Consider the following 20,314-nt stretch of genomic DNA (forward strand, 5'->3'; position numbering starts at 1 on the left):
CCCGGGGAAACCCTTGACCCCTCGTATTGGTCCATACCAAAATCCGGCACACCCGTTCGAGTCACTCGCTCGTCCCCCACGTCGGGTCTCGTTTCCCTGCCCGCGGCTGTCCGCAGCCGAAAGCCCTGAGACCAGGACCCCGGGAGCCCCTCGTGCCACGCCGCCTGCTCGCCCTCGCCTGTGTGTCCGCCTGCCTGCTCACCGCCTGCGGTGTCCTGCCGCACAGCGGCGACGGGCGCCGCACCGTCACCGTCTGGCTGATGAAGGACAGCGCCTCTCCGGACTTCCTGCGCCGGTTCACCGACGACTTCGAGCGCACCCACTCCGACCTCGCGCTCGACATCCGCATCCAGCAGTGGACCGGCATCGGCGCCAAGGTGGAGGCCGCGCTGAAGGCCGACGGCGCCGACGGCCCGGACGTCATCGAGGTCGGCAACACCCAGGTGCCCCAGTACATCGACAAGGGCGGACTGACCGACCTGACCCTGGAGTCCATGCGGGACTGGGGCCTGGACGACTGGCTGCCCGGCCTCGCCGAACCGGGGCAGCGCGACGGACAGCAGTTCGGCATCCCCTGGTACGCCGCCAACCGGGTCGTCATCTACCGCAAGGACCTCTTCGCCCAGGCCGGCATCGACGCGCCGCCGAAGACCCGGCAGGAGTGGCTGGAGGCCACCCGCAAGCTGAACTCCGGTGACACCCAGGGCATCTACCTGGCCGGACAGGACTGGTACACGCTCGCCGGGTTCATCTGGGACGAGGGCGGCGAGCTCGCCGTGGAGCGCGACGGCGGCTGGCGCGGCACCCTGGACTCCCCGGCGGCACTGCGCGGCATGGACTTCTACCGGCGGCTGCACGCCCTCGGCGACGGCCCGGCCGGCGCCGACGAGGAACACCCGCCGCAGGCCGGCGTGTTCGCCTCCGGGAAGGTCGCGCAGATCGTGGCCGTCCCCGGACTCGCCCAGGCCGTGGAGCGGCAGAACCCCGGCCTCAAGGGCAAGCTCGGCTTCTTCCCCGTCCCCGGCCGGAGCGCCGGCCGCACCGGCGCCGTGTTCACCGGCGGCTCCGACCTCGTCGTGCCGCAGAACACCGACGACCGCAAGGGCGCCCTCGCCGTCGTCGCCGCCCTCACCGGCGACAAGTGGGACAGCGACCTGGCCCGCACCATGAACTACGTGCCGAACAAGGCCCGGCTCGCCCCGGCCGTCGCCGGCGAGGAGGGGGTCGCGGCCATGGCGGCTTCAGCCGCGCACGGCCGGGCGACCCCCAGCACACCCGAGTGGGCGGTGGTCGAGGCCGACAACCCGATCAAGCGGTACATGACCGCAGTGCTGACCGGTGCCGACCCCGCCGGCGCCGCCCGCGACGCCTCACGCCGGATCACCGAGGCGCTCCGGGTGAGCCTGCGGTGAGCCGCGCTCAGCGAGCGGCGGCCAGCGACAGCGCGAACCTCCGCTCCCGGTCGGTCCACCAGTGGGTCAGCTCCATTCCGGCGGCGGCCAGTTCGGCCCGCACCCCGTCCTCGCGGAACTTCGCCGACACCTCGGTGCGCAGTTCCTCGCCCGCCGCGAAGTCCACGGCCAGGTCGAGCGCGGGCACCTTCACCGTCTGCGCGGTGCGGGCCCGCAGCCGCATCTCGATCCACTCGCGCTCGGCGTTCCACAGGGCGACATGGTCGAACGCCTCCGGTTCGAAGTCGGCGCCCAGCTCACGGTTGATCACGGCCAGCACGTTCTTGTTGAACGCCGCCGTCACCCCGGCCGCGTCGTCGTAGGCGCGGACCAGGACCCGTTCGTCCTTGACCAGGTCCGTGCCGAGCAGCAGCGCGTCACCGGGGGAGAGCAGCGCCCGCACCGAGGCGAGGAACGTGGCCCGCTCGGCCGGCAGCAGGTTGCCGATCGTGCCGCCGAGGAACGCCACCAGCCGCGGTCCCGGGGTGTCCGGCAGGGCCAGCGCGCCGGTGAAGTCGGCGATCAGGGCATGCACGTCGAGGTCCGGCCGCTCGGCGACGAGCGCCTGCCCGGCCTGGACGAGCGCGCTCTCGCTGACGTCGACCGGCACATAGCCGCGCAGCGAGGTCAGCGCGTCGATCAGGTACCGGGTCTTCTCCGAGGAGCCGGAGCCCAGCTCGACCAGTGTGCGGGCACCGGTGGCGGCGGCGATGTCCCCGGCACGGTCCTTGAGGATCTCGCGCTCGGCGCGGGTCGGGTAGTACTCGGGCAGCGCGGTGATCCGCTCGAACAGGTCGCTGCCGTGGGCGTCGTAGAACCACTTCGGCGGCAGCGTCTTGGGGATGGATGTGAGGCCGTCGAGGACGTCCGCGCGCAGGGCGGCGTCGGTGGCGTCCTCCGGCAGGGTGCGGGTGATCTGGAACGGGCTCACGGTCGGGGCTCCTTGCCGGGTGCGTCCTCGGTGTCCTTCAGCGGGGTGAGCAGCACGTCCGTACGGTTCGCCACCAGCAGGGTGCGGTCCGGGACCTCGTGCCACAGCGGGTCGTCGTCGTAGGGCTCGGAGGCCACCACCGTGCGGCGGCCCGGCCCGGCCAGGTACCACAGGGTGTCGCCCCAGGCGGTCGCGGCGACGGTGTCGCCGTCGGTGAGCAGCAGGTTGAGGCGGGAGCCGGGCGCGGCCGCGGCGACCTCGGCCACCGTGTCCGCGAGCGCCTGGCTCATCTCGTCGCCGGAGCGCAGCCGGGCCAGGACCAGCGCCCACACCAGTGCCGAGTCGGTACGCGCCTCCAGGGCCAGCAGGTCCTCGGCGGGCAGGGTGCGGGAGACGGCGGCCAGCGAGCGCGGCCAGCCGGCGATGGCGCCGTTGTGGCTGAACAGCCAGTGGCCCGCGGCGAACGGCGCCGCCGCGGCCTCCGCGTCGGCACCGGCCAGCGTCGCGTCCCGTACGGCGGCCAGCAGCGCCCGGGTGCGCACCACGCGGGCCAGGTCGGCGAAGGACTGGTCGGCCCAGATCGGCCCGGCCCGGCGGTAGCGCGCCGGCACCGGGTCGCCCTCGGCGTACCAGCCGACGCCGAACCCGTCGGCGTTCACCGTGCCGTAGCGCTGGTGCCGGGGCGCCCAGGACTGGCGGTACAGACCGTGCGGGGGCTCCACCAGGAGCCGGCCGAGCGGCTCCTGGTCTCCCACGAACGCGAGGTGACGGCACATCAGACGGCCTCCACGGAGCGGGCCGTGCGGAAGCCGGAGAAGATCTGCCGCCGGATCGGGTAGTCCCAGTTGCGGAACGTGCCCCGGCAGGCCACCGGGTCCACCGCGAAGGAGCCGCCGCGCAGCACCTTGTACTCGGACCCGAAGAACACCTCCGAGTACTCCTTGTACGGGAACGCCGTGAAGCCCGGGTACGGCAGGAAGTCGCTCGCCGTCCACTCCCACACGTCGCCGATCAACTGCCGCACCCCGAGCGGGGACTCGCCCTTGGGGTAGCTGCCGGCCGGGGCCGGGCGCAGATGCCGCTGGCCGAGGTTGGCGTGTTCGGGCTCCGGGTCGGCGTCGCCCCACGGGTAGCGCATCGAGCCGCCGGTCGCCGGGTCGAAGCGGGCCGCCTTCTCCCACTCCGCCTCGGTCGGCAGCCGCCGCCCGGCCCAGCGGGCGTAGGCGTCGGCCTCGTACCAGCACACGTGCAGCACCGGCTCGTCGGGCGGGACGACCTCCGTGACACCGAAGCGGCGGCGCAGCCACTGCCCGCCGTCGCGGCGCCAGAACAGCGGCGCGTGCAGGGAGTGGCGGCGGACGTGGTCCCAGCCCTCCCGCGTCCACCAGCGCGGGTCGTCGTAGCCGCCGTCCTCGATGAACGCCTGGTAGGCGCCGTTGGTGACCGGGGTGGTGTCGATCGCGAACGGCTCCACCCGGCGTACGTGCGCGGGCCGTTCGTTGTCCAGCGCCCACGGCTCACCGGAGGTGCCCATGGTGAACGGGCCGCCCGGGACGACGACTTCGGCCGGACCGGTGAACAGCGGCGCCGGCCCGGGGTCCGGGGCGGTCAGGGCCTGCGGCCCCGTGCGCAGCTGATGGGTGATCAGCATCGTCTCGTCGTGCTGCTGTTCGTGCTGGGCGATCATCCCGAACGCGAAGCCTGCCTCGGTCAGCCGGGTGCCGTCCAGCCGGGCGGACTCCAGCACGTCCAGGGCCCGGGTGCGCACCTGGGCGGCGTACCTGCGGGCCTCGTCTGGCGGCAGCAGCGGCAGGGAGGGCCGCTCGGCCCGAGGGTGCTCGAAGGCGTCGTACAGGTTGTCGATCTCGGGGCGTATCGCCTCCTGACCGCCGACCGTGCGCAGCAGCCACAGCTCCTCCTGGTTGCCGATGTGCGCCAGGTCCCACACCAGCGGGGACATCAGCGGGGAGTGCTGAGCGGTCAGGTCGGGCTCGTCGACGCAGCCGGTCAGCAGGGTGGTGCGGGCGCGGGCGGTGGTGAGCGAGGTGAGGGCGCGCTCGCGGAGCTGCTCGGCGTCGGGCGCGGGCTCGGTCATCGCAGGTCGTCCTTCCCGTGGGCGCGAGCGTCCGTGCCGCGCAGTCGGTCCAGCAGATCGTCGGCGGGGCAGCGGCCCCTGAGCACATAGCGGTCCCGGTAGGCCGCCACGGCGTCGGTGACCTCGGTACCGGCGCCGAGCCGGGGCAGCGCCGCGAGCGCCGCCGCGAAGCAGTCGGCGGCCGCCTCCGCCAGTTCGGGGTCGGTCAGGGCGTCGCGCGCCGCGGTGGCCCACAGCGGATTGTGCGGGGCCGGCAGCGACAGCGCCCGTTCGGCCAGCGGCTTCACCGTGCGGTAGGCCCTCTCGGCGGCCTCCGGGTCGTCGAACAGGGCGGCCGTCACGGCGAGCGGCACGATCCAGCCGTCGTCGCCGGGCTGCGCGTCGATCATCCGCAGCTCCAGATGGCCGCGCGGCCTGACCGGCGGGAACAGCGTCGTGAGGTGGTAGTCCAGGTCGGCGCGGGTCGGTGGCCGGGGGACGCGCGAGCGGGTCCACTCACGGAAGGTGAGCCCGTCGGGCACCTCCCACGGGCCGCCCTCGCCGCGCACGCACATCACGGGCGAGTCCAGCACGTGCCGGGCCCACGCGGCGCGCGGCTCGGTGCCCGGATCGGGGGCGCCCGCGCGGCCCGGGCCTATCTCCATCCAGCGCAGCTGCCGCGTGGAGCGCCAGCCGGTGGGGCGGTGCCCGGCCATCGGGGAGTTGGCGAAGGCCGCCACCAGGACCGCGCCGAGGGTGTGCGCCAGCCACCAGCGGCGGCCGTGGCCCAGCGGGCCGGGCTCCTCGTACCCGGCGTCCACGCAGACCTGGACGGAGGCGGAGGTGCACATCATGGCGCGGCCGGCCGGGCCGGTGCGGTCCAGGCAGGTCTCCATGGCGTCGTAGCGCGGTTCGCGCAGGAACCGACGCGGGGAGTGCCAGGGATCGTGGCCGATGCCGGCCAGGACCAGGCCGTCGCGGCGCAGTACGGCGCGGACGGCGGCGAGGTCGGCGGAGACGGTGCCCACGCACTCCGTCAGGGAGGCGGCGGGCGGCGAGCTGAGCTCCAGCTGGCCGCCGGGTTCGACGGTGAGCGCCGACCCCAGGGGCACGTTCCGCAGCGCGGCGTAGGCCGCGGCGAGTCGTTCGCCGGTCACGGGGAGCTGCGGACCGCGCTCCTGATGGACCAGCCATTCCACTTCCACCCCGAGCCGGCGGGGTGGTCCGGTCTTGAAGCAGATGCCCCTGACCAGGGCTTCCACCTCGGCTTCGGTGACCGCAGTGCGGGGTGCTCGGTGCTCCGTACAGTCACCCGCCGCGGCGGTCGATGAATCGGACATGTCGGGATCCTCCTGAGAGTCCACCACGCCGCCGGCCCGGCACGGATGGTCCGGGCACGGCACGCTCGTCCCACCCAAGACGCTCGTGCCGCTTCGCACAAGGGTGCCCAGCGGCATGTTCCGGGCTTCGTAAGGTTCCTTTCCCGTGGGTTTTCCGCCACGTTCCACGCCCAGGAAATCTCGTTGCGACGCACCACCAGCATCGCTCAGGATGCGTGCATGGGCACGACGGGGGAGCGCGCGCTCCCGGCGTTCACGGGGGTGACGCCGTGAGCGCGCGGCTGCGCGGCATCGCGCGCGAGACACAGAAGATCGTCGAGGCGGGCGGTTACGTCCGGCCGGACGGGCACCCCGTGTCCCTGGCGGACGCGATCGAGGCGGCACGCCGGGACACGCGGATGCTCGGCCCCGAGCCGGTGCCCGTGCCCGAGGCGGCCCCGGCCGACACGCGGATCGAGGTGACCGGCGAGAGCAGCCTGGAGGCGGCCCGCCGCCTCGCGCACCGCCCGGTCGCGGTGCTGAACTTCGCCTCCGCCCGCAATCCCGGCGGCGGCTTCCTCAACGGGGCGCAGGCCCAGGAAGAGGCCCTGTGCCGGGCCTCCGCGCTGTACACCTGCCTGCTGCGGGCCCCGGAGTTCTACGAGCACCACCGCACCCACCGCGACCCGTTCTACACGGACCGCGTCATCCACTCCCCGGCCGTGCCGGTCTTCCGCGACGACCGGGGCCGCCTGCTGCAGGTGCCCTACCGGGTCGGTTTCCTGACCGCTGCGGCGCCGAACGCCGGTGTGGTGCTGCGCAAGGCCCCCGACCGCGCGGCCGAGCTGCCCGGCGCACTCGCCGTCCGGGCCGAGCGGGTCCTGGAGACGGCCGCCGCGCACGGCTACCGGCGCCTGGTGCTGGGCGCCTGGGGCTGCGGGGTGTTCCGCAACGACCCGGCGCGGGTGGCCGGGGCGTTCCGGGCGCTGCTCGTCCCCGGCGGGCGGTTCGCTCACCGGTTCGAGCACGTCGTCTTCGGCGTCCTGGACCGCACGGGGGCGACCCGGGCGGCGTTCGAGCGGTGCTTCGCGGACGTGGCCGCGCGGGTCGAGCCATAGCGCTTGGCGGGTGTGGCCGCTGGGGCCGAGCCGTGGCGTTTCGCCAGCCCTGGCGCTTGGCGGTGTTGCCGCGCGGGTCCAGCCGTAGCGGTGGCCGCTCAGGTCCAGCCGTAGCGCTCCGCCAGCCGCCTGCGCACCAGGTCGAAGCGCATCCGGTCCAGGGCGCACGCCTCGCGGCGCATGCCCTGCTCGTGCAGGCGCAGCACGCGGTCCACGTCGACCCAGGAGTCCCGTCCGGAGCGGTCCCACGGGCCGCTGCCGATCGCCACCCACTCCCGGTCGCCGTCGTGCCGCTTGCTGGACAGCTGCACGGCCAGGAAGGTCCCGCCGGCCTCCCGGGCGACGACCAGCACCGGCCGGTCCTTGCCCCGGCCGTCGTTCTCCTCGAACGGCACCCAGGTCCAGACGATCTCGCCGGGGTCGGGATCGCCGTCGTGGGCGGGGGAGTACTCGGTGCGCACCCGGCCGACCTCGCGCGGGTCGGCCTCGGTGGTGGCCGTCGGGCCGAAGCGGCCGGGAACGTTCTCGTCGGTAAACGCAGTCACGGGGGCACCCTAGAGGCTGCCCCCGTGACTGCGCGATCAGTGCCTCACGCGTCCTGGACGGGCACCTTCTGCGACGGCCCGGGTGCCGATCCGTTCAGCGACGGACCGCCCGGGTTCTGGCCGTTCGCGTTCATCGACGCCAGCAGCTGACGGGCCAGCCCCAGGCCGGTGCCGCCCATGGTGAGCGCCTTGGCGAACAGCTCCGCCATGCCGTCGGCGCCGTTGAGCAGCACCATGTTGTCGACGTTGCCGAAGGCGGACGCCCCGGCCTGCACGATCTCCGGCCACTTCTCGGCGAGTTGCTGGGCGACGACCGCCTCCTGGTTCTCGGCGAGCGCGGCGGCCCGCGCCTTGATGGCTTCCGCCTCGGCCAGGCCGTGGGCGCGGACCGCCTCGGCCTGCGCGAGGCCCTTGGCCTGGGCGGCGGCCGCCTCGGCCTCACCGGTGGCCCGGGTGGCGGCGGCACTGGCCTGACCGCGCGTCTTGGTCGCCTCGGCCTCCGCGCCCGCGGCCGTCTTGACCCGGGTCGCCTCGGCCGCCGCGGCGAGCTCCGTCTCCTTGGCCTTGGCCTGCGCGGCCGAGATCCGCGCGTCACGCTCGGCCTCGGCCAGCGTGCGGGTCTCGTAGGCGCGGGCGTCGGCCGGCTTGCGCACGTCCGCCTGGAGCTGCTGCTCACGGCGGTGCGCCTCCAGCTCGGCGACCCGGGTCTCCTGTACGACGACCTCCTGCCGGGCCCCGGCCTCGGCGAGCGGCCCGGCCTGCCGCGCCTTGGCGGCCGCCTTGTCCCGCTCGGCCTGGTAGCCGGCCTGGAGGATCTCGCTGTCCCGGGTGGCCTCCGCCATCCGCGCGAACGACTGCTGCTCGGCCTCGGTCGCCAGCCGGTTGGCCTCGGCCTGCGCGATCCGCGCGTCCCGCTGCACGGCCGCCGCGTGCGGCATCGCCAGGTTCTGGATGTATCCCGTCGGGTCCTCGATCTCGTGGATCTGCAGCGAGTCCACGATCAGGCCCAGCTTCTCCATCTCCGTGCCGCACGCGGCACGCGTCTGACCCGTGAGCTTCTCCCGGTCGCGGATCATGTCCTCGACCGTCAGCCCGCCCACGATGGACCGCAGATGGCCGGCGAAGACGTTGTGCACCCGCTCCGACATCAGCTTCTGCTGGTCCAGGAAGCGGCGGGCGGCGTTCGCGATCGACACGAAGTCGTCGCCCACCTTGAAGATGACCACACCGCGCACCTTCAGCGGGATGCCCTGGTGCGTCACGCAGTCCACCTGCAGCTCGGTCTCGTTCAGGTCGAGGGAGAGCTTGCGCACCACCTGCACCCCGGGCAGCACCAGCGTGCCGCGCCCGGTGACGATGCGGAAGCCCATGCCCTCCTCCAGCCCCTCCATGCGGTGCTTGGAGCCGGAGATGACGAGCGCCTCGTTCGGTTCGGCGACGCGCCACATGAGCTTGAACAGACCGATCAACGCGAGGACGGCGACAACCGCCACCCCCGCCACGACGCCGACGACCATCGGCATTCGCCCCCTTTGCATGGTGCCCTCTCGGCACCGAACGAAGGGAGTGTGCGCCCGCCCGGCCCGCGCGTGAAGACGTTGACGGATCCTTGTTGCAATCTTGACGCGGAGGCTCTCACCTGCGCCGCGGCGGGCTCAACTGTCGTACGCCGCCATGACGTAGACGGTCCGCGGCGGCAGGTACTCGACCACCATCACGACCGTGCCGCGCTCGATGCGGTCCGTGCCGGAGGCGGGATAGGCGAGGAAGTGCTCGGCGCCGCCACGCACCCGGACGATCACCTCGCCGACCAGTCCCGGCCCGACCGTCCCGGTGACCCGTCCCATGAGCCCGACCATCGACGCATCGTCCATGGTCACAGCGTACGGGGCGCGGTGGACGCGGCCTATGCCGCGGGCGGCCACCGTTCGTGCCAGCGCAGCTCGGCCTCCAGTTGGGCGGCGAGCGACACGAGCAGCGGTTCGCCGTGCGCGGGCCCGAGCAGCTGCGCGCCCACCGGCAGGCCCCCGTCGGTGAAGCCGGCGGGCACGTTGACGCCGGGCCAGCCCAGCACGTTCCACGGCCAGGCGTAGGGGCAGGCCGCGATCATCGCCCGGTCGGTGGCGAACCCGCCCAGCTCGTGCAGCGCCCCGATGCGGGGCGGGGGAGCGGCCGTGGTGGGCGCGAGCACCACGTCGTACGACGAGAAGAACGCGCCGATACGGCGGTGCAGTACCGCCTCCGCCCGCCGGGCCGCCCGCAGCGGCGCCCCGCCGAGCAGCCGGCCCAGCCGGGCGGCGCCCCGGGTGCGGGCGTCGAGCAGCTCGGGGAAGGGCGCCTCGCCGACGCGTTCGGCGATGCCGGCGGTGGCGCGCGGCACGAACGTCAGCCCGATCGGCCCGTACGGCGGATCGGCCTCCTCGACCGTGTGCCCCAACCCGGCGAGGCGCTCGGCCAGTTCGACGACCCGGGCGCGCACCTCGGGCCGCAGCCGGGCCGGCACCGCGGTGAACGGCGGCTTCAGCGACAGCGCGATGCGCAGCCGCCCGGGGTCGCGGCCGACCGCGTCGGAGACGGCGAGCGCGGGCGGCCGGTGCGGGTCGCGGGCGTGGTTGCCGCTCGCCGCGTCCAGCAGCAGGGCGGCGTCGGCGACGGTGCGCGCCAGGGTGCCGTTGACGGTGATGCCCTGGAAGGACTCGCCGCGCGGCCAGGTGGAGATCCGCCCGCGCTGCGGCTTGATGCCGACCAGATGAGTCCAGGCGGCCGGGATGCGGACCGAGCCGGCCCCGTCCGAGCCGAGCGCGGCCGGCACCAGTCCGGCGGCGACGGCGGCCGCCGACCCGCCCGACGACCCGCCGGGCGTGTGCCGCAGGCTCCACGGGTTGCGGGTGGCGCCGAACGCGGGGCCCTCGGTGAACGGCCACTGCCCGAACTCGCAGGTGTTGGTCTTGCCGACGATCACCGCACCGGCCGCCCGCAGCCGCCGTACCGCCTCCCCGTCCTCGGCGACCGCCGGGAACTGGCCGCAGCAGCCGAACGCGGTCGGCTCGCCCGCCACGTCCATGTCGTCCTTGACGGCGACCGGCACCCCCAGCAGCGGCCGACGCACCCCCGAAGCCAGCTCGCGGTCCGCCGCCTCGGCCTCGGCGAGCGCGGCCTTGGCCCGCACGATCCGGAACGCGTTCACCGTGCCCTGCGACGCCTCGATCCGCGCCAGTGTGCGCTCGGTCAGCTCCCGCGCGCTCACCTCGCCCTCGGCCAGTGCGCGAGCCGTCTCGGCCAGCCCTGCGGAACGGTCGAGCGTCATACGGCGCACCTCCGGGAGTCCGTTGTCTACCGAACGGTAACCTGCGGGGCGCGGGCGGGGAATGCCCCACGCGCGGCCGGCGGGAGGCTTGGTCCCGGGCCGGGCCGTCGCGGCGGGCTTCGAGCCGGTGTGCGGACGCCTGCCGGGGGAACGCGGGCGAACGGCCCCTTCGCGGACACACCGGCGACCCGCCGGGCGCCCGTGCTGTGCGCGCCGACCGGCGGGTCGAGGGGGGGAGTCGATCGCCGTACCCGGTGCGGCCGGGTGCGGAGCGCCTGAACGCGGTGGCTCGGCGATCGTCCTCGCAGTGCCGTGCGGACGCGGCGGCGCCCGCCTAGTCGTTTGCCTCCGGGTCGGGTGCGGGCACGCGGCCCGGCTCCTGCTCCTCCACGCCGGCGCGCAGGAACGGGGTGATCATCACGCGGTAGATCGCCGCGCCGAGCACGCCTCCCACGAGGGGCCCGACGATGGGCACCCACCAATAGAGATCACCGTACTGATCTCTCCAGGCGGTGCCGTATCCGGTGACGAAACTCGCCAATCGGGGACCGAAGTCGCGGGCCGGGTTGATCGCGTACCCGGCGTCCGTGCCCCAGGCCATGCCGATCCCCACGACGATCAGGCCGATGATGAACGGGGCGAGGTTGGCGCCGGGCGGGGTGTTGAGCAGGTCGGTGACCGCGAAGATCAGCAGCACCAGGATCGCGGTGCCGATCACCTGGTCACGCAGTGCGCCCAACTGGCTCACGGGGGCGACGCCGTTGCCGGGCAGGGTCGAGAAGACGCCTTGCGATTTGATGGTGTGGCCCGGGTCGAACTTGGCCAGGACCTCCGTGTAGTTCCAGCGGACGATCAGCGCCGCGACGAACGCGCCCGCTGTCTGGGCCAGCGCGTACGGCAGCACCTTGCGCCACGCGAAACCCTTGAAACAGGCCAGCGCGACGGTCACCGCTGGATTGAGATGCGCACCGCTGATCCGGGCGGCGACGTACACGCCGAGGGTGACGCCGAGTCCCCAGGCCCAGGCGATGCTGTCGTGATTTCCGAGTCCTCCGGCCACGACCTGGGCGACCACGCCGATGCCGAAGAGGAGCAGGACCATGGTGCCGAGGAATTCGGCGAGCAACTCGCCGGTCAGTCCTCCGACGATCTTCCTGTCAGCCATGGAGCACCGCCTTCCGCCTTTGTGGGGGGAGATCGGGTGTGATGACGATGGGGGCGTTTTGCGTGGGACCGTAGTGATTTGATGCTGGACGTCCAGAGCCCTTACGTCAACCGGAGCGGCACTGCCCGCATGGGTCGGCGGCCCCTTGGGCGGCACACGGCCGTACTCTGGCGCCGTGCAGAACAGCTCCGACGACGCCGATGCCGGGGCCGTGGCGGCCCGCTTCACCGGCGCGCGGGCGACAGAGCGGCGGCAGGTCTCCGGGGCGCTCTGCGAGGTCGTGCTGGACGACGGGCGCGTGGTGATGGTGAAGACCGGCGACCGGCCCGGCGCGGTGCGCGCCGAGGCGGCCGGACTGCGCTGGCTGGCCGCGGCCGGCGCCGTACGCGTGCCGGTCGTGCACGGGCACGACGAGCGCCGGCTGGTGACCGACCGTGTCCCCGAGGGACCGCCCACCGGCGAGGCGGCTCTCCGCTTCGGCCGTGAGCTGGCCGCCCTGCACGCCGCGGGCGCCCCGGCCTTCGGCGCCGCGCCGCCCGGCGGGCCCGAGGACGCCTGGATCGGGCTCGCCCCCATGCGCAACACCACCGGCTCCGACTGGCCGCGCTGGTACGCCGAGCACCGCGTGCTGCCCTATCTGCGGCGCGCGGTCGACCAGGGGACCGTCCGGGTGACGGAGGCGCCGGTGGTCGAGCGGGTCTGCGAGCTGCTGCCGGAGCTGGCCGGACCGGCCGAGCCGCCGTCCCGGTTGCACGGCGACCTGTGGAACGGGAACGTGGTGTGGGGCGCCGACGGGCACGCGTGGCTGATCGACCCGGCCGCGCACGGCGGGCACCGCGAGACGGACCTCGCCATGCTGCGGCTGTTCGGCTGCCCGCATCTCCACGGGGTGCTGGAGGGCTACCAGGACGTGGTGCCGCTCGCCGCGGGGTGGCGTGAGCGGGTGGCCGTGCATCAGCTGTTCAATCTGCTGGTGCACGCGGTGTTGTTCGGGCGGGGGTACGCGGAGCAGGCGCTCGACGCTGCCAGGGCCGCCGTGGGGTGAGCGGAGCGCCTCAACGCCGTGGACACGCGGGTGCGATGGCGGGTTCCGGTCCGTTGTGGCTGGTCGCGCAGTTCCCCGCGCTCCTTGGGGGACGGCCGACCCGTGCCTCACCGGTGCCGGTGGGGCCCACGGTCCTGTGCCTGACGTGCTGTGCCCCCCTCCGCCCGGGCTGGGTGGAGGGGGGCACAAGGGACCTGCGCCGTTGTGCAGGGGGGCGTCAGATCCTGTCGCCCTTCGGCTTGCCGCGCTGGTCGGGGGTGCCGTGCGGGGGCGGGCTGAAGGGCTGGGGCGAGGTCGCCGGGGACACCGGGGAGCCGGTGTGGCCCTCGCCCTGCTCGGGGCGCAGGGCGCCCGGGTCGCCCGCGGTGGGTTCGGCGCCGGACCGCAACTGATCCAGGCGCGACGTCAGGACCTCGGTGATCGGCAGGCGGTCGGCGTGGGTGCGCTCGTAGGCGAGCAGCTCCTCGACCTCCTCGGCGGTCAGTGACCGCACACGGCTCTCCAGGCCGCCGATCGGCAGATGGTCGTAGTCGGGCAGTGGCAGGGTGCTGCGGCCGGGGTCGGCCATGTGGACCTCACTTCCCTTCGGTGCGTGGGCTCGGGTCCGGTCGGATGCTTCCCGGTGACCGCGCGCCCCGGCGAGCGGGACGGGCGGCTGCGGGGGTGCGGCGCGCGCCGGTCAGTGGGCGCCCAGGCCGCCTCCGCCGAACGAGCCACTGGTGCCCTTGCCCCAGCGCGGCCGGTCCGTCGACTCGCTCGGCCGGGTCTGGAGGTTGCCGAACTCGTGCGGCAGCCGGCGCCGGCCGTCGGTGGGCACCTCATCGGGTTCCCGGTTCTCCTGGATTCCGCGGACCGCGCCGCCCGGTGGCAGATGCGGCTGCTCCTCGGGACGCGGCGGAGCCGGCTCACGGCTCTTGATGACGTCGCCCAGCCAGAAGGCGCCGATCAGCATGCCCACGACCAGGACCCCGACGATCACGGGGCCGAGGACGAGAGCGCCGCTCACGGCGGCCATCTGCATCATTGCGGTACTCATATCACATGAATACCCCCCAAACGGGTCCACTACCAGCGTCACCCGGAACGGGATTGCCGGGTCTTGGACCGGTTGGCCTTGCGGACCGCCTCCAGCAGCTCGGACTTCGACATCCGGGACCGTCCGTCGATGTCCAGCCGCCGCGCGAGATCGTAGAGATGCTCCTTCGTGGCCTGCTCGTCCACGCCCTCGCCGCTGCGGCCGCCCTGCTGCCGGGGCCGGGCCGAGCGCGGGTCCGAGGGGCCCTTGCGGCCGCCCTCCTTGCGCTCCCAGTGGTCGCCGACCTTCTCGTGCGTGTGCTTGAGCGCGCCGTAGGCGACGCGGTGCGCCCGCTCGCCCTCGCCGTAGCTCTCCACGGCGGAGTCGTGCGCCTTGACCCAGGTCTCCTGCGCCTCCTTCGAGGAGCGCTCCAGGGTCGAGGGCAGTTCCTGTCGTCCGGGCATGTCACTCACCTCCTCGGTGCGGCTGCCGGGGCCGTCCGGGTTCCCGCGCCCGGGGCCCGGTAACGGCGGGAACCGCGCCGCGCGGGCCGGGTTCGGTGCGGCGGGAACCGTGCCGCCCGGGCCGGGTTTGGTGCGGTGGGCACCGGCTACCCGGGCCGCGTGACTTCGACGACATCCCAGCAGGAGCTCATCCGGTTTCTGGAGGACCGGTTCGCCTGCGCCCAGGCGTGCACCGAGTGCGCCCGGGCCTGCGCGCTGCGGGCGAGCCTGGTGGACCCGGGAGGCACCGAGGAGCAGGAACTCGCGCGACGCAAGGGCATCATGTGCGCGGAGGTGTGCGATGCCACCTGTCGTGTCCTGTCCGAACAGAACAGCGTGGACGAAGCCGGCATCCGCGTCCAGGTGGAGTGGTGCCGGACGGTCTGCCTGGAGTCCGCCCAGGTCTTCGACCGCCAGCCGGGCGCCGAGGACACCGCGCGGAGCTGCCGGGCCTGCGCCCGGGCCTGTTCGGACTTCCTCACGACCCTGACATGACGGCCGTCCGGCGCCGGCCCGACCGCGCGCGCCGGACGAAAGGATGCGGAGGGCCCCGCGCATTCCCAATTTCTGAAACGCGTTCTACCGTGTGCGCCGTCAGTACCCGCCCAGGGGACCTGGAGGCGCCGTGCACCTCGACCACACGCCCGAGCAGCTGCGACTGCGCGCCGAGCTGCGCGCCTACTTCGCCGAGCTGGTGCCCGACAACGCCTACGCCCGGCACACCGACCCCACGGCGCAGAAGCGGTTCTACCGCGACACCATCCGCCGGCTCGGCACGGACGGCTGGCTGGGCGTGGGCTGGCCCGAGGAGTACGGCGGCCGCGGCCTGACCCCCGTCGAACAGTTCGTCTTCTTCGACGAGGCGGCCCAGGCCGGGGTCCCGCTGCCGCTGATGGCCCTCAACACCGTCGGCCCGACCCTCATGCGCTACGGCACCGACGAGCAGAAGGCGTACTTCCTGCCGCGCGTCCTCGCCGGCGAGATCGACTTCGCCATCGGCTACAGCGAACCCGACGCCGGCACCGACCTCGCCTCGCTGCGCACCCGGGCGGTGCGCGACGGCGACGCCTACGTCGTCAACGGGCAGAAGATCTGGACCACCAACGGCGACACCGCCGACTGGGTGTGGCTCGCCGTGCGCACCGACCCGGCCGCCCCGCCGCACCGGGGCATCACGATGCTGCTGGTGCCGACCACCGACCCCGGCTACTCCTGCACCGTCATCCGCACCCTCGCCGGCCACGACACCACCGCCAGCTACTACGAGAACGTCCGCGTCCCGCTCTCCCACCGCGTCGGCGCCGAGAACCAGGGCTGGCGGCTGATCACCAACCAGCTCAACCACGAGCGGGTCACCCTCGCCGCGCACGGCACCATGGCCGTCCGCGCCCTGCACGACGTACAGCGCTGGGCGAGGCAGACCAAGCTCGCCGACGGCCGGCGGGTGATCGACCTGCCCTGGGTGCGCCGCCGGCTGGCCCAGACGCACGTCCGGCTGGAGGCGCTCAGGCTGCTCAACTGGCAGATGGTCGGCGCCGTCCAGGACGGCACCCTCACCCCGCAGGACGCCTCCGCGGTCAAGGTCTACGGCGCCGAGGCCCGCCGCGACGCCTACGCCTGGCTGATGGAGATCACCGCGGCGCCGGGCGCCCTCCAGGAGGGCTCGGCCGGGGCGATCCTGCACGGCGACCTGGAACGCGGCTACCGCTCGGCCGTCATCTTCACCTTCGGCGGCGGCAACAACGAGATCCAGCGGGAGATCATCTCGTGGATCGGTCTGGGGATGCCGCGGGTACGGCGCTGACCTCGTCGTGGACGCCGAGCGCCCGGCGCATGTCGAGCAGATGGTGGCGCAGCTCGTGCAGGGTGTGCACGGCGAGCCAGCGCAGCGAGCGCTCCGCGCGCTCCGGGTAGGTGTACACCAGGGTCCGCTCCCAGCCGCCGGGCGAGAGCCGGGCGAGCACCTGGCCGAACAGCAGCGCGGCGTCCCCGAGTTGCCGGGCGACGTCGGCGGGCTGCTGCAGGCCGTACCCGTCGTGCTCCACGCGCTCCTCACGGCCCATCGACTCGGCGACCGGTGTGTCCCGGCGCAGCGCCGCCAGCGCGCGCTCCCGCTGCACGAGCAGCACGTCGCGCACGTGGCAGGCGTATTCGAGCGGCGACCAGACACCGGGCGCCGGACGCCGGCCCAGCGCCGGGGCGTCGGCCTCCAGCAGCGCGGCGTAGCGCTCCGCGTGCTCCAGGGCGAGTCCGGGCACCGAGGGAGCCAGGGCGAGGTCGTACTCGAAACCGCATTCCGCGCACGTCGTCATGCGGGCACGGTAACAACTCCGCCACCAGGCCCTGTCGTTCGGATCAGGCCGGCTGTGAGAAACGGCGCCTCTCGGCCGGCCCGAGCGGGGCGATGGGGGTGCCCCCTGTTCGCAGAGCTGGGGGAGCGTGCCGGACCCCGCGACGCCGGGATGATCCGAACGACAGGGCCTAGCATGGGCGGATGCCGTCGAACCGGAGCGAACCCTCGGCCTGGCAACTGCTGGCACCGCTGATGGACCTGGTGACGCCCATGGCGCTCAGAGTGGCCGCCACGCTGCGGCTGGCCGATCTGATCGCCGACGGTGCCGAGCGGGTGGACGAGCTGGCGAAGCGGTCCGGCACCGACGCCGACGCACTGGGCCGGCTGTTGCGCCACCTCGTGTGCCACGGGGTGTTCGAGCAGCCCTCCCCGGGCCGGTTCACGCTCAACGACAAGGCCGAGCTGCTGCGCTCGGACCATCCCGGCGGCATGGGGAAGTGGCTCGACCTGAACGGGTTCGGCGGACGGATGGACCTGGTGTTCACCGGGCTGCTGCACAGCGTCCGCACCGGCGGGCCCGCGTGGGAGCAGGTCTTCGGCACGCCGTTCTGGGACCACCTCGCCGCCGAACCCGCCCTCGCGGCCTCCTTCGACGCCCGGATGGCGCGTTCCCCGCGCTCCGCCGCGGCGAGCGCCTACGACTGGTCCGGGGTGCGGCACGTCGTCGACGTCGGCGGCGGCACCGGCGCGCTGCTGGACGAGGTGCTCCAGGACCGCCCCGGCCTGCGCGGCACCCTGGTCGACCTGCCGCAGACCGTGGCCCGCGGGCGCCGGTTCCTGGCCGAGCGCGGTCTGGACGGGCGGTGCGCGTTCGCCGGGCAGAGCTTCTTCGACCCGCTGCCCACCGGCGGCGACGTCTATGTGCTCAGCGCCGTCCTGCACGACTGGGCCGACGAGCCGGCCACCGCGATCCTGCGCCGGTGCGCCGAGGCCGCCGGTCCGGCCGGCCGGGTCCTCGTCGTGGAGTACGCGACCTCCGCCGGCGCCGATCCGGCCATGTTCGCCGAGATGGACCTGCGCATGCTGGTGATCTCCGGCGGGCGCGAGCGCACCGTCGAGGAGTACGGGACGCTCGCGGAGGCCGCCGGGCTGGCGCCGGCCGAGGTCCGCACGGTCTCGTCCGGGCATGCGCTGATGGAGTTCCGGGCGGCCTGAGCCGCCCGACACACCGGAGACAGGGGGGAGGGCGCGTGAGCGACGCGGATCCGGGCCTGTTCGGGCCCGACTCGGTGACCTGGCAGATGCACGGCGACCCGATGATGTGGATCGCCGGAGTCCGCGCGCTCTACCTCCAGGCCCTGCACCCGCGCGCGGTGCGCGGCGTCATGCAGAACAGCGACTTCCGCCGCGACGCCTGGGGCCGGCTGCGGCGCACCGCGAACTTCGTCGGGACCACGACGTACGGCACCACCGAGGCCGCCGAGCGGGCGGGTGAGCGGGTCCGCTCCATCCACCGCCGGCTGACGGCCACCGACCCAAAGACGGGGGAGCGCTACCCGGTCGACGACCCCGAGCTGCTGCTGTGGGTGCACTGCGCCGAGATCGACTCCTACCTGCACGTGCTGCGCCGCTCCGGCTTCCCGCTCGGCGACGCCGCCGCCGACCGCTATATCGCCGAACACCGCGTCAGCGCCCGCCTGGTCGGGCTCGACCCCGCCGTCGTGCCCGCCGACCGGTCAGGGCTCGCGGACTACTTCGCACAGGTGCGGCCCCGCCTCGCCGCCACACCCGAGGCACGCGCGGTGGACGACTTCCTGCTCCGCCCGCCGACGCACCCCCTGCTCGTCCCGGCGCGCGAGGTGCTGTGGCGGCGCGTGGCGCAGCTGGCGTACGCCTCCCTGCCGCCGTACGCCCACGAGCTGTACGGCAGACCGGCCCCGCCGCAGGCCGCCGTGACCCGGCGACTGCGGGTGACCGGCGCGCTGCTGCGCCGCATACCCGCAGGTGTGCGCTGGCAGCTGCCGCCCAAACACATCCTGCGCGCGGTCGCCCGGCTCGGCCCGCACGCCCGCCCGGCACCGTACAAAGCAGGGCGATAGCCCGCCATACTGGGCAAGCCAGGGGAGGGCGGGGCGAACGCTTACGGGGGCGACACATCAGATGGGGGAGAACCGGCTGATCCAGGGCCGCTACCGGCTGCTCGACCTGATCGGGCGGGGCGGCATGGGTGAGGTGTGGCAGGCCCGCGACGAGTCCCTGGGCCGCCGGGTGGCCGTCAAATGCCTCAAGCCGCTCGGGCCGCACCCCGACGCGTCCTTCGCCCGGGTGCTGCGCGAACGGTTCCGTCGCGAGGCGCGGGTGGCCGCCGCGCTCCAGCACCGCGGCGTGACCGTGGTCCACGACTTCGGCGAGAGCGACGGTGTGCTGTTCCTGGTGATGGAGCTGCTCGACGGGCGCAACCTCAGCCAGCTGCTGGAGGACAACAAGCACCATCCGCTGCCCGTGCCCGACGTGGTGGACATCGCCGGGCAGGTCGCCGCCGCGCTCGCCTACACCCATGAGCAGGGCATCGTGCACCGGGACCTGAAGCCCGCGAACATCGTGCGGCTCGCCGATGCCACCGTGAAGATCTGCGACTTCGGCATAGCCCGCCTCGGCCACGACATCGGCCTCACCTCCCGGCTGACCGGCACCGGCATCGCCATGGGCACCCCGCACTACATGTCGCCCGAGCAGATCGGCGGCGACGAGGTCGACCAGCGCAGCGACCTGTACTCGCTGGGCTGTGTGGTGTACGAGATCGCCACCGGTGTGCCGCCGTTCGACCTCGACGACCCGTGGGCGATCCTCGTCGGCCACCGCGACACCCCGCCCCGGCCCCCGCGCAGCCACCGGGCCGAACTCCCCGCCGCCCTGGAGGAGATCATCCTGGCCCTGCTGGCCAAACGGCCCGAGGAGCGCCCCGGCGACGCCCGCGAGGTGGCCCGCCGCCTGGGCACGGGCCGGCCGGGGCCCGCGTACGTGTCCACGGTGCCCCTGGCGCCCCTCGGCGCCACCGGGCGCGAGGGCGAGCCGGGCGCACGCGAGCGCCGCCTGCCGTCCTGGACCCGCGGGATGACCACCGGCCACAAGGCCACCGGCCCGGGCCCCCACGGCCCGCCACCCGACCCGGGCGGGGGCCTGAGCACCAAGTGGACCCCGCACGACGACACGGTCACCGGGCCCGGCGCCGGCACCTCCAGTCACGGCGGCGTCTCCGGCACCTCCGGCCACGGCGGCGGCGCCGGCCTGCGCCGCGCTCCCGCCCCCGCCGCCTCGCCGGACACCCCGGCCGGCATCGCCCCGGACACCCTCGCCGCCCTCGCCGAGCGGCACCGTGCCGCGCTGCGGCTGGGCGGGCTCGGCCGGTGGAGCGAGGCCGGGGCGGAGCATCTCGCGCTCGCCGGCGAGCGCGAGATGCTGCTCGGCGCGGACCACCCCGACACCCTCGCCAGCCGCTACGAGTACGCCTTCACCCTCAGCCGCACCGGCCGTGCCGCCGAGGCGCT

At 74.1% G+C, this 20,314-nt stretch carries 21 protein-coding genes; 8 read left to right on the forward strand and 13 right to left on the reverse strand.

The genetic code is table 11. From position 1 onward, the window contains the following. Positions 1-152 precede the first annotated feature (152 nt). Positions 153-1,412, forward strand: coding sequence for an extracellular solute-binding protein (locus C3489_RS16540; protein ID WP_103782592.1), 1,260 nt, complete (start codon positions 153-155; stop codon positions 1,410-1,412). A gap of 7 nt (positions 1,413-1,419) precedes the next feature. On the opposite strand, the gene egtD is transcribed toward C3489_RS16540, so the two are convergent. Genes egtD through egtA form a run of 4 tightly spaced genes read right to left on the reverse strand, consistent with a single transcriptional unit; the run spans position 1,420 to position 5,796 of the window. Next, entirely contained in the window at positions 1,420-2,382 is a 963-nt protein-coding gene (egtD, locus tag C3489_RS16545) for an L-histidine N(alpha)-methyltransferase (RefSeq protein WP_103782593.1), read from the reverse strand. Then, on the reverse strand, positions 2,379-3,158 hold the full coding sequence (gene egtC / locus C3489_RS16550) for an ergothioneine biosynthesis protein EgtC (RefSeq protein ID WP_103782594.1): 780 nt from the start codon (positions 3,156-3,158) through the stop codon (positions 2,379-2,381). Before egtC ends, egtD begins: the two co-directional genes overlap by 4 nt. Beyond that, on the reverse strand, positions 3,158-4,477 hold the full coding sequence (gene egtB / locus C3489_RS16555) for an ergothioneine biosynthesis protein EgtB (RefSeq protein ID WP_103782595.1): 1,320 nt from the start codon (positions 4,475-4,477) through the stop codon (positions 3,158-3,160). The genes egtC and egtB overlap by 1 nt, the downstream gene beginning before the upstream one ends. Continuing rightward, positions 4,474-5,796 carry an ergothioneine biosynthesis glutamate--cysteine ligase EgtA gene (egtA, locus tag C3489_RS16560; protein ID WP_103782596.1) on the reverse strand — a complete coding sequence of 441 codons (1,323 nt, stop codon included), beginning with the start codon at positions 5,794-5,796 and terminating at the stop codon, positions 4,474-4,476. Before egtA ends, egtB begins: the two co-directional genes overlap by 4 nt. 269 nt (positions 5,797-6,065) lie before the next feature. Here egtA and C3489_RS16565 point away from each other — a divergent pair, with 269 nt between their 5' ends. After that, complete coding sequence (locus C3489_RS16565) at positions 6,066-6,893, forward strand: TIGR02452 family protein (RefSeq protein ID WP_181139699.1); 828 nt, start codon at positions 6,066-6,068, stop codon at positions 6,891-6,893. A gap of 98 nt (positions 6,894-6,991) precedes the next feature. On the opposite strand, the gene C3489_RS16570 is transcribed toward C3489_RS16565, so the two are convergent. The 5 genes from C3489_RS16570 to C3489_RS16590 form a co-directional block, all read right to left on the reverse strand. Next, positions 6,992-7,438 carry a type II toxin-antitoxin system PemK/MazF family toxin gene (locus C3489_RS16570; protein ID WP_103782597.1) on the reverse strand — a complete coding sequence of 149 codons (447 nt, stop codon included), beginning with the start codon at positions 7,436-7,438 and terminating at the stop codon, positions 6,992-6,994. A gap of 44 nt (positions 7,439-7,482) precedes the next feature. Continuing rightward, positions 7,483-8,961, reverse strand: coding sequence for a flotillin family protein (locus C3489_RS16575; protein ID WP_103782598.1), 1,479 nt, complete (start codon positions 8,959-8,961; stop codon positions 7,483-7,485). A 132-nt stretch (positions 8,962-9,093) separates the two neighbouring features. Next, entirely contained in the window at positions 9,094-9,312 is a 219-nt protein-coding gene (locus C3489_RS16580; protein ID WP_258054718.1) for a hypothetical protein, read from the reverse strand. 32 nt (positions 9,313-9,344) lie between these two features. Beyond that, entirely contained in the window at positions 9,345-10,745 is a 1,401-nt protein-coding gene (locus tag C3489_RS16585) for an amidase (RefSeq protein ID WP_103782599.1), read from the reverse strand. 334 nt (positions 10,746-11,079) lie between these two features. Beyond that, complete coding sequence (locus tag C3489_RS16590) at positions 11,080-11,910, reverse strand: MIP/aquaporin family protein (RefSeq protein WP_103782600.1); 831 nt, start codon at positions 11,908-11,910, stop codon at positions 11,080-11,082. 175 nt (positions 11,911-12,085) lie between these two features. Between C3489_RS16590 and C3489_RS16595 the strand changes: the two genes are divergently transcribed. Then, on the forward strand, positions 12,086-12,955 hold the full coding sequence (locus C3489_RS16595; RefSeq protein WP_103782615.1) for a fructosamine kinase family protein: 870 nt from the start codon (positions 12,086-12,088) through the stop codon (positions 12,953-12,955). A gap of 217 nt (positions 12,956-13,172) precedes the next feature. Here C3489_RS16595 and C3489_RS16600 read toward each other — a convergent pair whose 3' ends face one another. From C3489_RS16600 to C3489_RS16610, 3 genes are all read right to left on the reverse strand, one after another. Next, positions 13,173-13,523, reverse strand: a complete 351-nt coding sequence (locus tag C3489_RS16600) for a hypothetical protein (RefSeq protein WP_103782601.1) — start codon at positions 13,521-13,523, stop codon at positions 13,173-13,175. Between the two features lie 111 nt (positions 13,524-13,634). Next, positions 13,635-13,991 carry a DUF6479 family protein gene (locus C3489_RS16605; RefSeq protein WP_103782602.1) on the reverse strand — a complete coding sequence of 119 codons (357 nt, stop codon included), beginning with the start codon at positions 13,989-13,991 and terminating at the stop codon, positions 13,635-13,637. 38 nt (positions 13,992-14,029) lie between these two features. Continuing rightward, on the reverse strand, positions 14,030-14,434 hold the full coding sequence (locus C3489_RS16610) for a ChaB family protein (RefSeq protein ID WP_103782603.1): 405 nt from the start codon (positions 14,432-14,434) through the stop codon (positions 14,030-14,032). A gap of 159 nt (positions 14,435-14,593) precedes the next feature. On the opposite strand from C3489_RS16610, the gene C3489_RS16615 reads away from it, so the two are divergent. Further along, on the forward strand, positions 14,594-14,968 hold the full coding sequence (locus tag C3489_RS16615; RefSeq protein ID WP_103782616.1) for a ferredoxin: 375 nt from the start codon (positions 14,594-14,596) through the stop codon (positions 14,966-14,968). Between the two features lie 130 nt (positions 14,969-15,098). After that, a complete protein-coding gene (locus C3489_RS16620) occupies positions 15,099-16,277 on the forward strand; it encodes an acyl-CoA dehydrogenase family protein (protein WP_103782604.1) in 1,179 nt (392 codons plus the stop codon). Here the strand turns inward: C3489_RS16620 and C3489_RS16625 are convergent. Then, on the reverse strand, positions 16,234-16,785 hold the full coding sequence (locus C3489_RS16625; protein WP_103782605.1) for a DinB family protein: 552 nt from the start codon (positions 16,783-16,785) through the stop codon (positions 16,234-16,236). The two genes, C3489_RS16620 and C3489_RS16625, sit on opposite strands and share 44 nt — an antisense overlap. Before the next feature lie 182 nt (positions 16,786-16,967). Here C3489_RS16625 and C3489_RS16630 point away from each other — a divergent pair, with 182 nt between their 5' ends. The 3 genes from C3489_RS16630 to C3489_RS16640 form a co-directional block, all read left to right on the forward strand. Continuing rightward, complete coding sequence (locus C3489_RS16630) at positions 16,968-17,981, forward strand: methyltransferase (RefSeq protein WP_103782606.1); 1,014 nt, start codon at positions 16,968-16,970, stop codon at positions 17,979-17,981. A gap of 86 nt (positions 17,982-18,067) precedes the next feature. After that, the gene (locus C3489_RS16635) at positions 18,068-18,865 is read left to right on the forward strand and encodes an oxygenase MpaB family protein (RefSeq protein WP_103782617.1); all 798 of its coding nucleotides are present in this window, start codon (positions 18,068-18,070) and stop codon (positions 18,863-18,865) included. A gap of 61 nt (positions 18,866-18,926) precedes the next feature. After that, on the forward strand, positions 18,927-20,314 hold a 1,388-nt coding region (locus C3489_RS16640), incomplete at its 3' end, for a serine/threonine-protein kinase (protein ID WP_146075325.1).

The organism is Streptomyces sp. Ru71, assembly GCF_002920535.1.
Lineage (GTDB): Bacteria > Actinomycetota > Actinomycetes > Streptomycetales > Streptomycetaceae > Streptomyces.

Bases quoted from the DNA above. Each gene is read 5' to 3' on its own strand.
- egtC (WP_103782594.1), bottom strand. From the start codon at position 3,158: ATGTGCCGTCACCTCGCGTTCGTGGGAGACCAGGAGCCGCTCGGCCGG.
- C3489_RS16585 (WP_103782599.1), bottom strand. From the start codon at position 10,745: ATGACGCTCGACCGTTCCGCAGGGCTGGCCGAGACGGCTCGCGCACTG.
- C3489_RS16600 (WP_103782601.1), bottom strand. From the start codon at position 13,523: ATGGCCGACCCCGGCCGCAGCACCCTGCCACTGCCCGACTACGACCAT.
- C3489_RS16625 (WP_103782605.1), bottom strand. From the start codon at position 16,785: ATGACGACGTGCGCGGAATGCGGTTTCGAGTACGACCTCGCCCTGGCT.
- C3489_RS16580 (WP_258054718.1), bottom strand. From the start codon at position 9,312: ATGGACGATGCGTCGATGGTCGGGCTCATGGGACGGGTCACCGGGACG.
- C3489_RS16630 (WP_103782606.1), top strand. From the start codon at position 16,968: ATGCCGTCGAACCGGAGCGAACCCTCGGCCTGGCAACTGCTGGCACCG.
- C3489_RS16605 (WP_103782602.1), bottom strand. From the start codon at position 13,991: ATGAGTACCGCAATGATGCAGATGGCCGCCGTGAGCGGCGCTCTCGTC.
- egtB (WP_103782595.1), bottom strand. From the start codon at position 4,477: ATGACCGAGCCCGCGCCCGACGCCGAGCAGCTCCGCGAGCGCGCCCTC.
- C3489_RS16635 (WP_103782617.1), top strand. From the start codon at position 18,068: ATGCACGGCGACCCGATGATGTGGATCGCCGGAGTCCGCGCGCTCTAC.
- C3489_RS16590 (WP_103782600.1), bottom strand. From the start codon at position 11,910: ATGGCTGACAGGAAGATCGTCGGAGGACTGACCGGCGAGTTGCTCGCC.
- egtA (WP_103782596.1), bottom strand. From the start codon at position 5,796: ATGTCCGATTCATCGACCGCCGCGGCGGGTGACTGTACGGAGCACCGA.
- C3489_RS16610 (WP_103782603.1), bottom strand. From the start codon at position 14,434: ATGCCCGGACGACAGGAACTGCCCTCGACCCTGGAGCGCTCCTCGAAG.
- C3489_RS16575 (WP_103782598.1), bottom strand. From the start codon at position 8,961: ATGCCGATGGTCGTCGGCGTCGTGGCGGGGGTGGCGGTTGTCGCCGTC.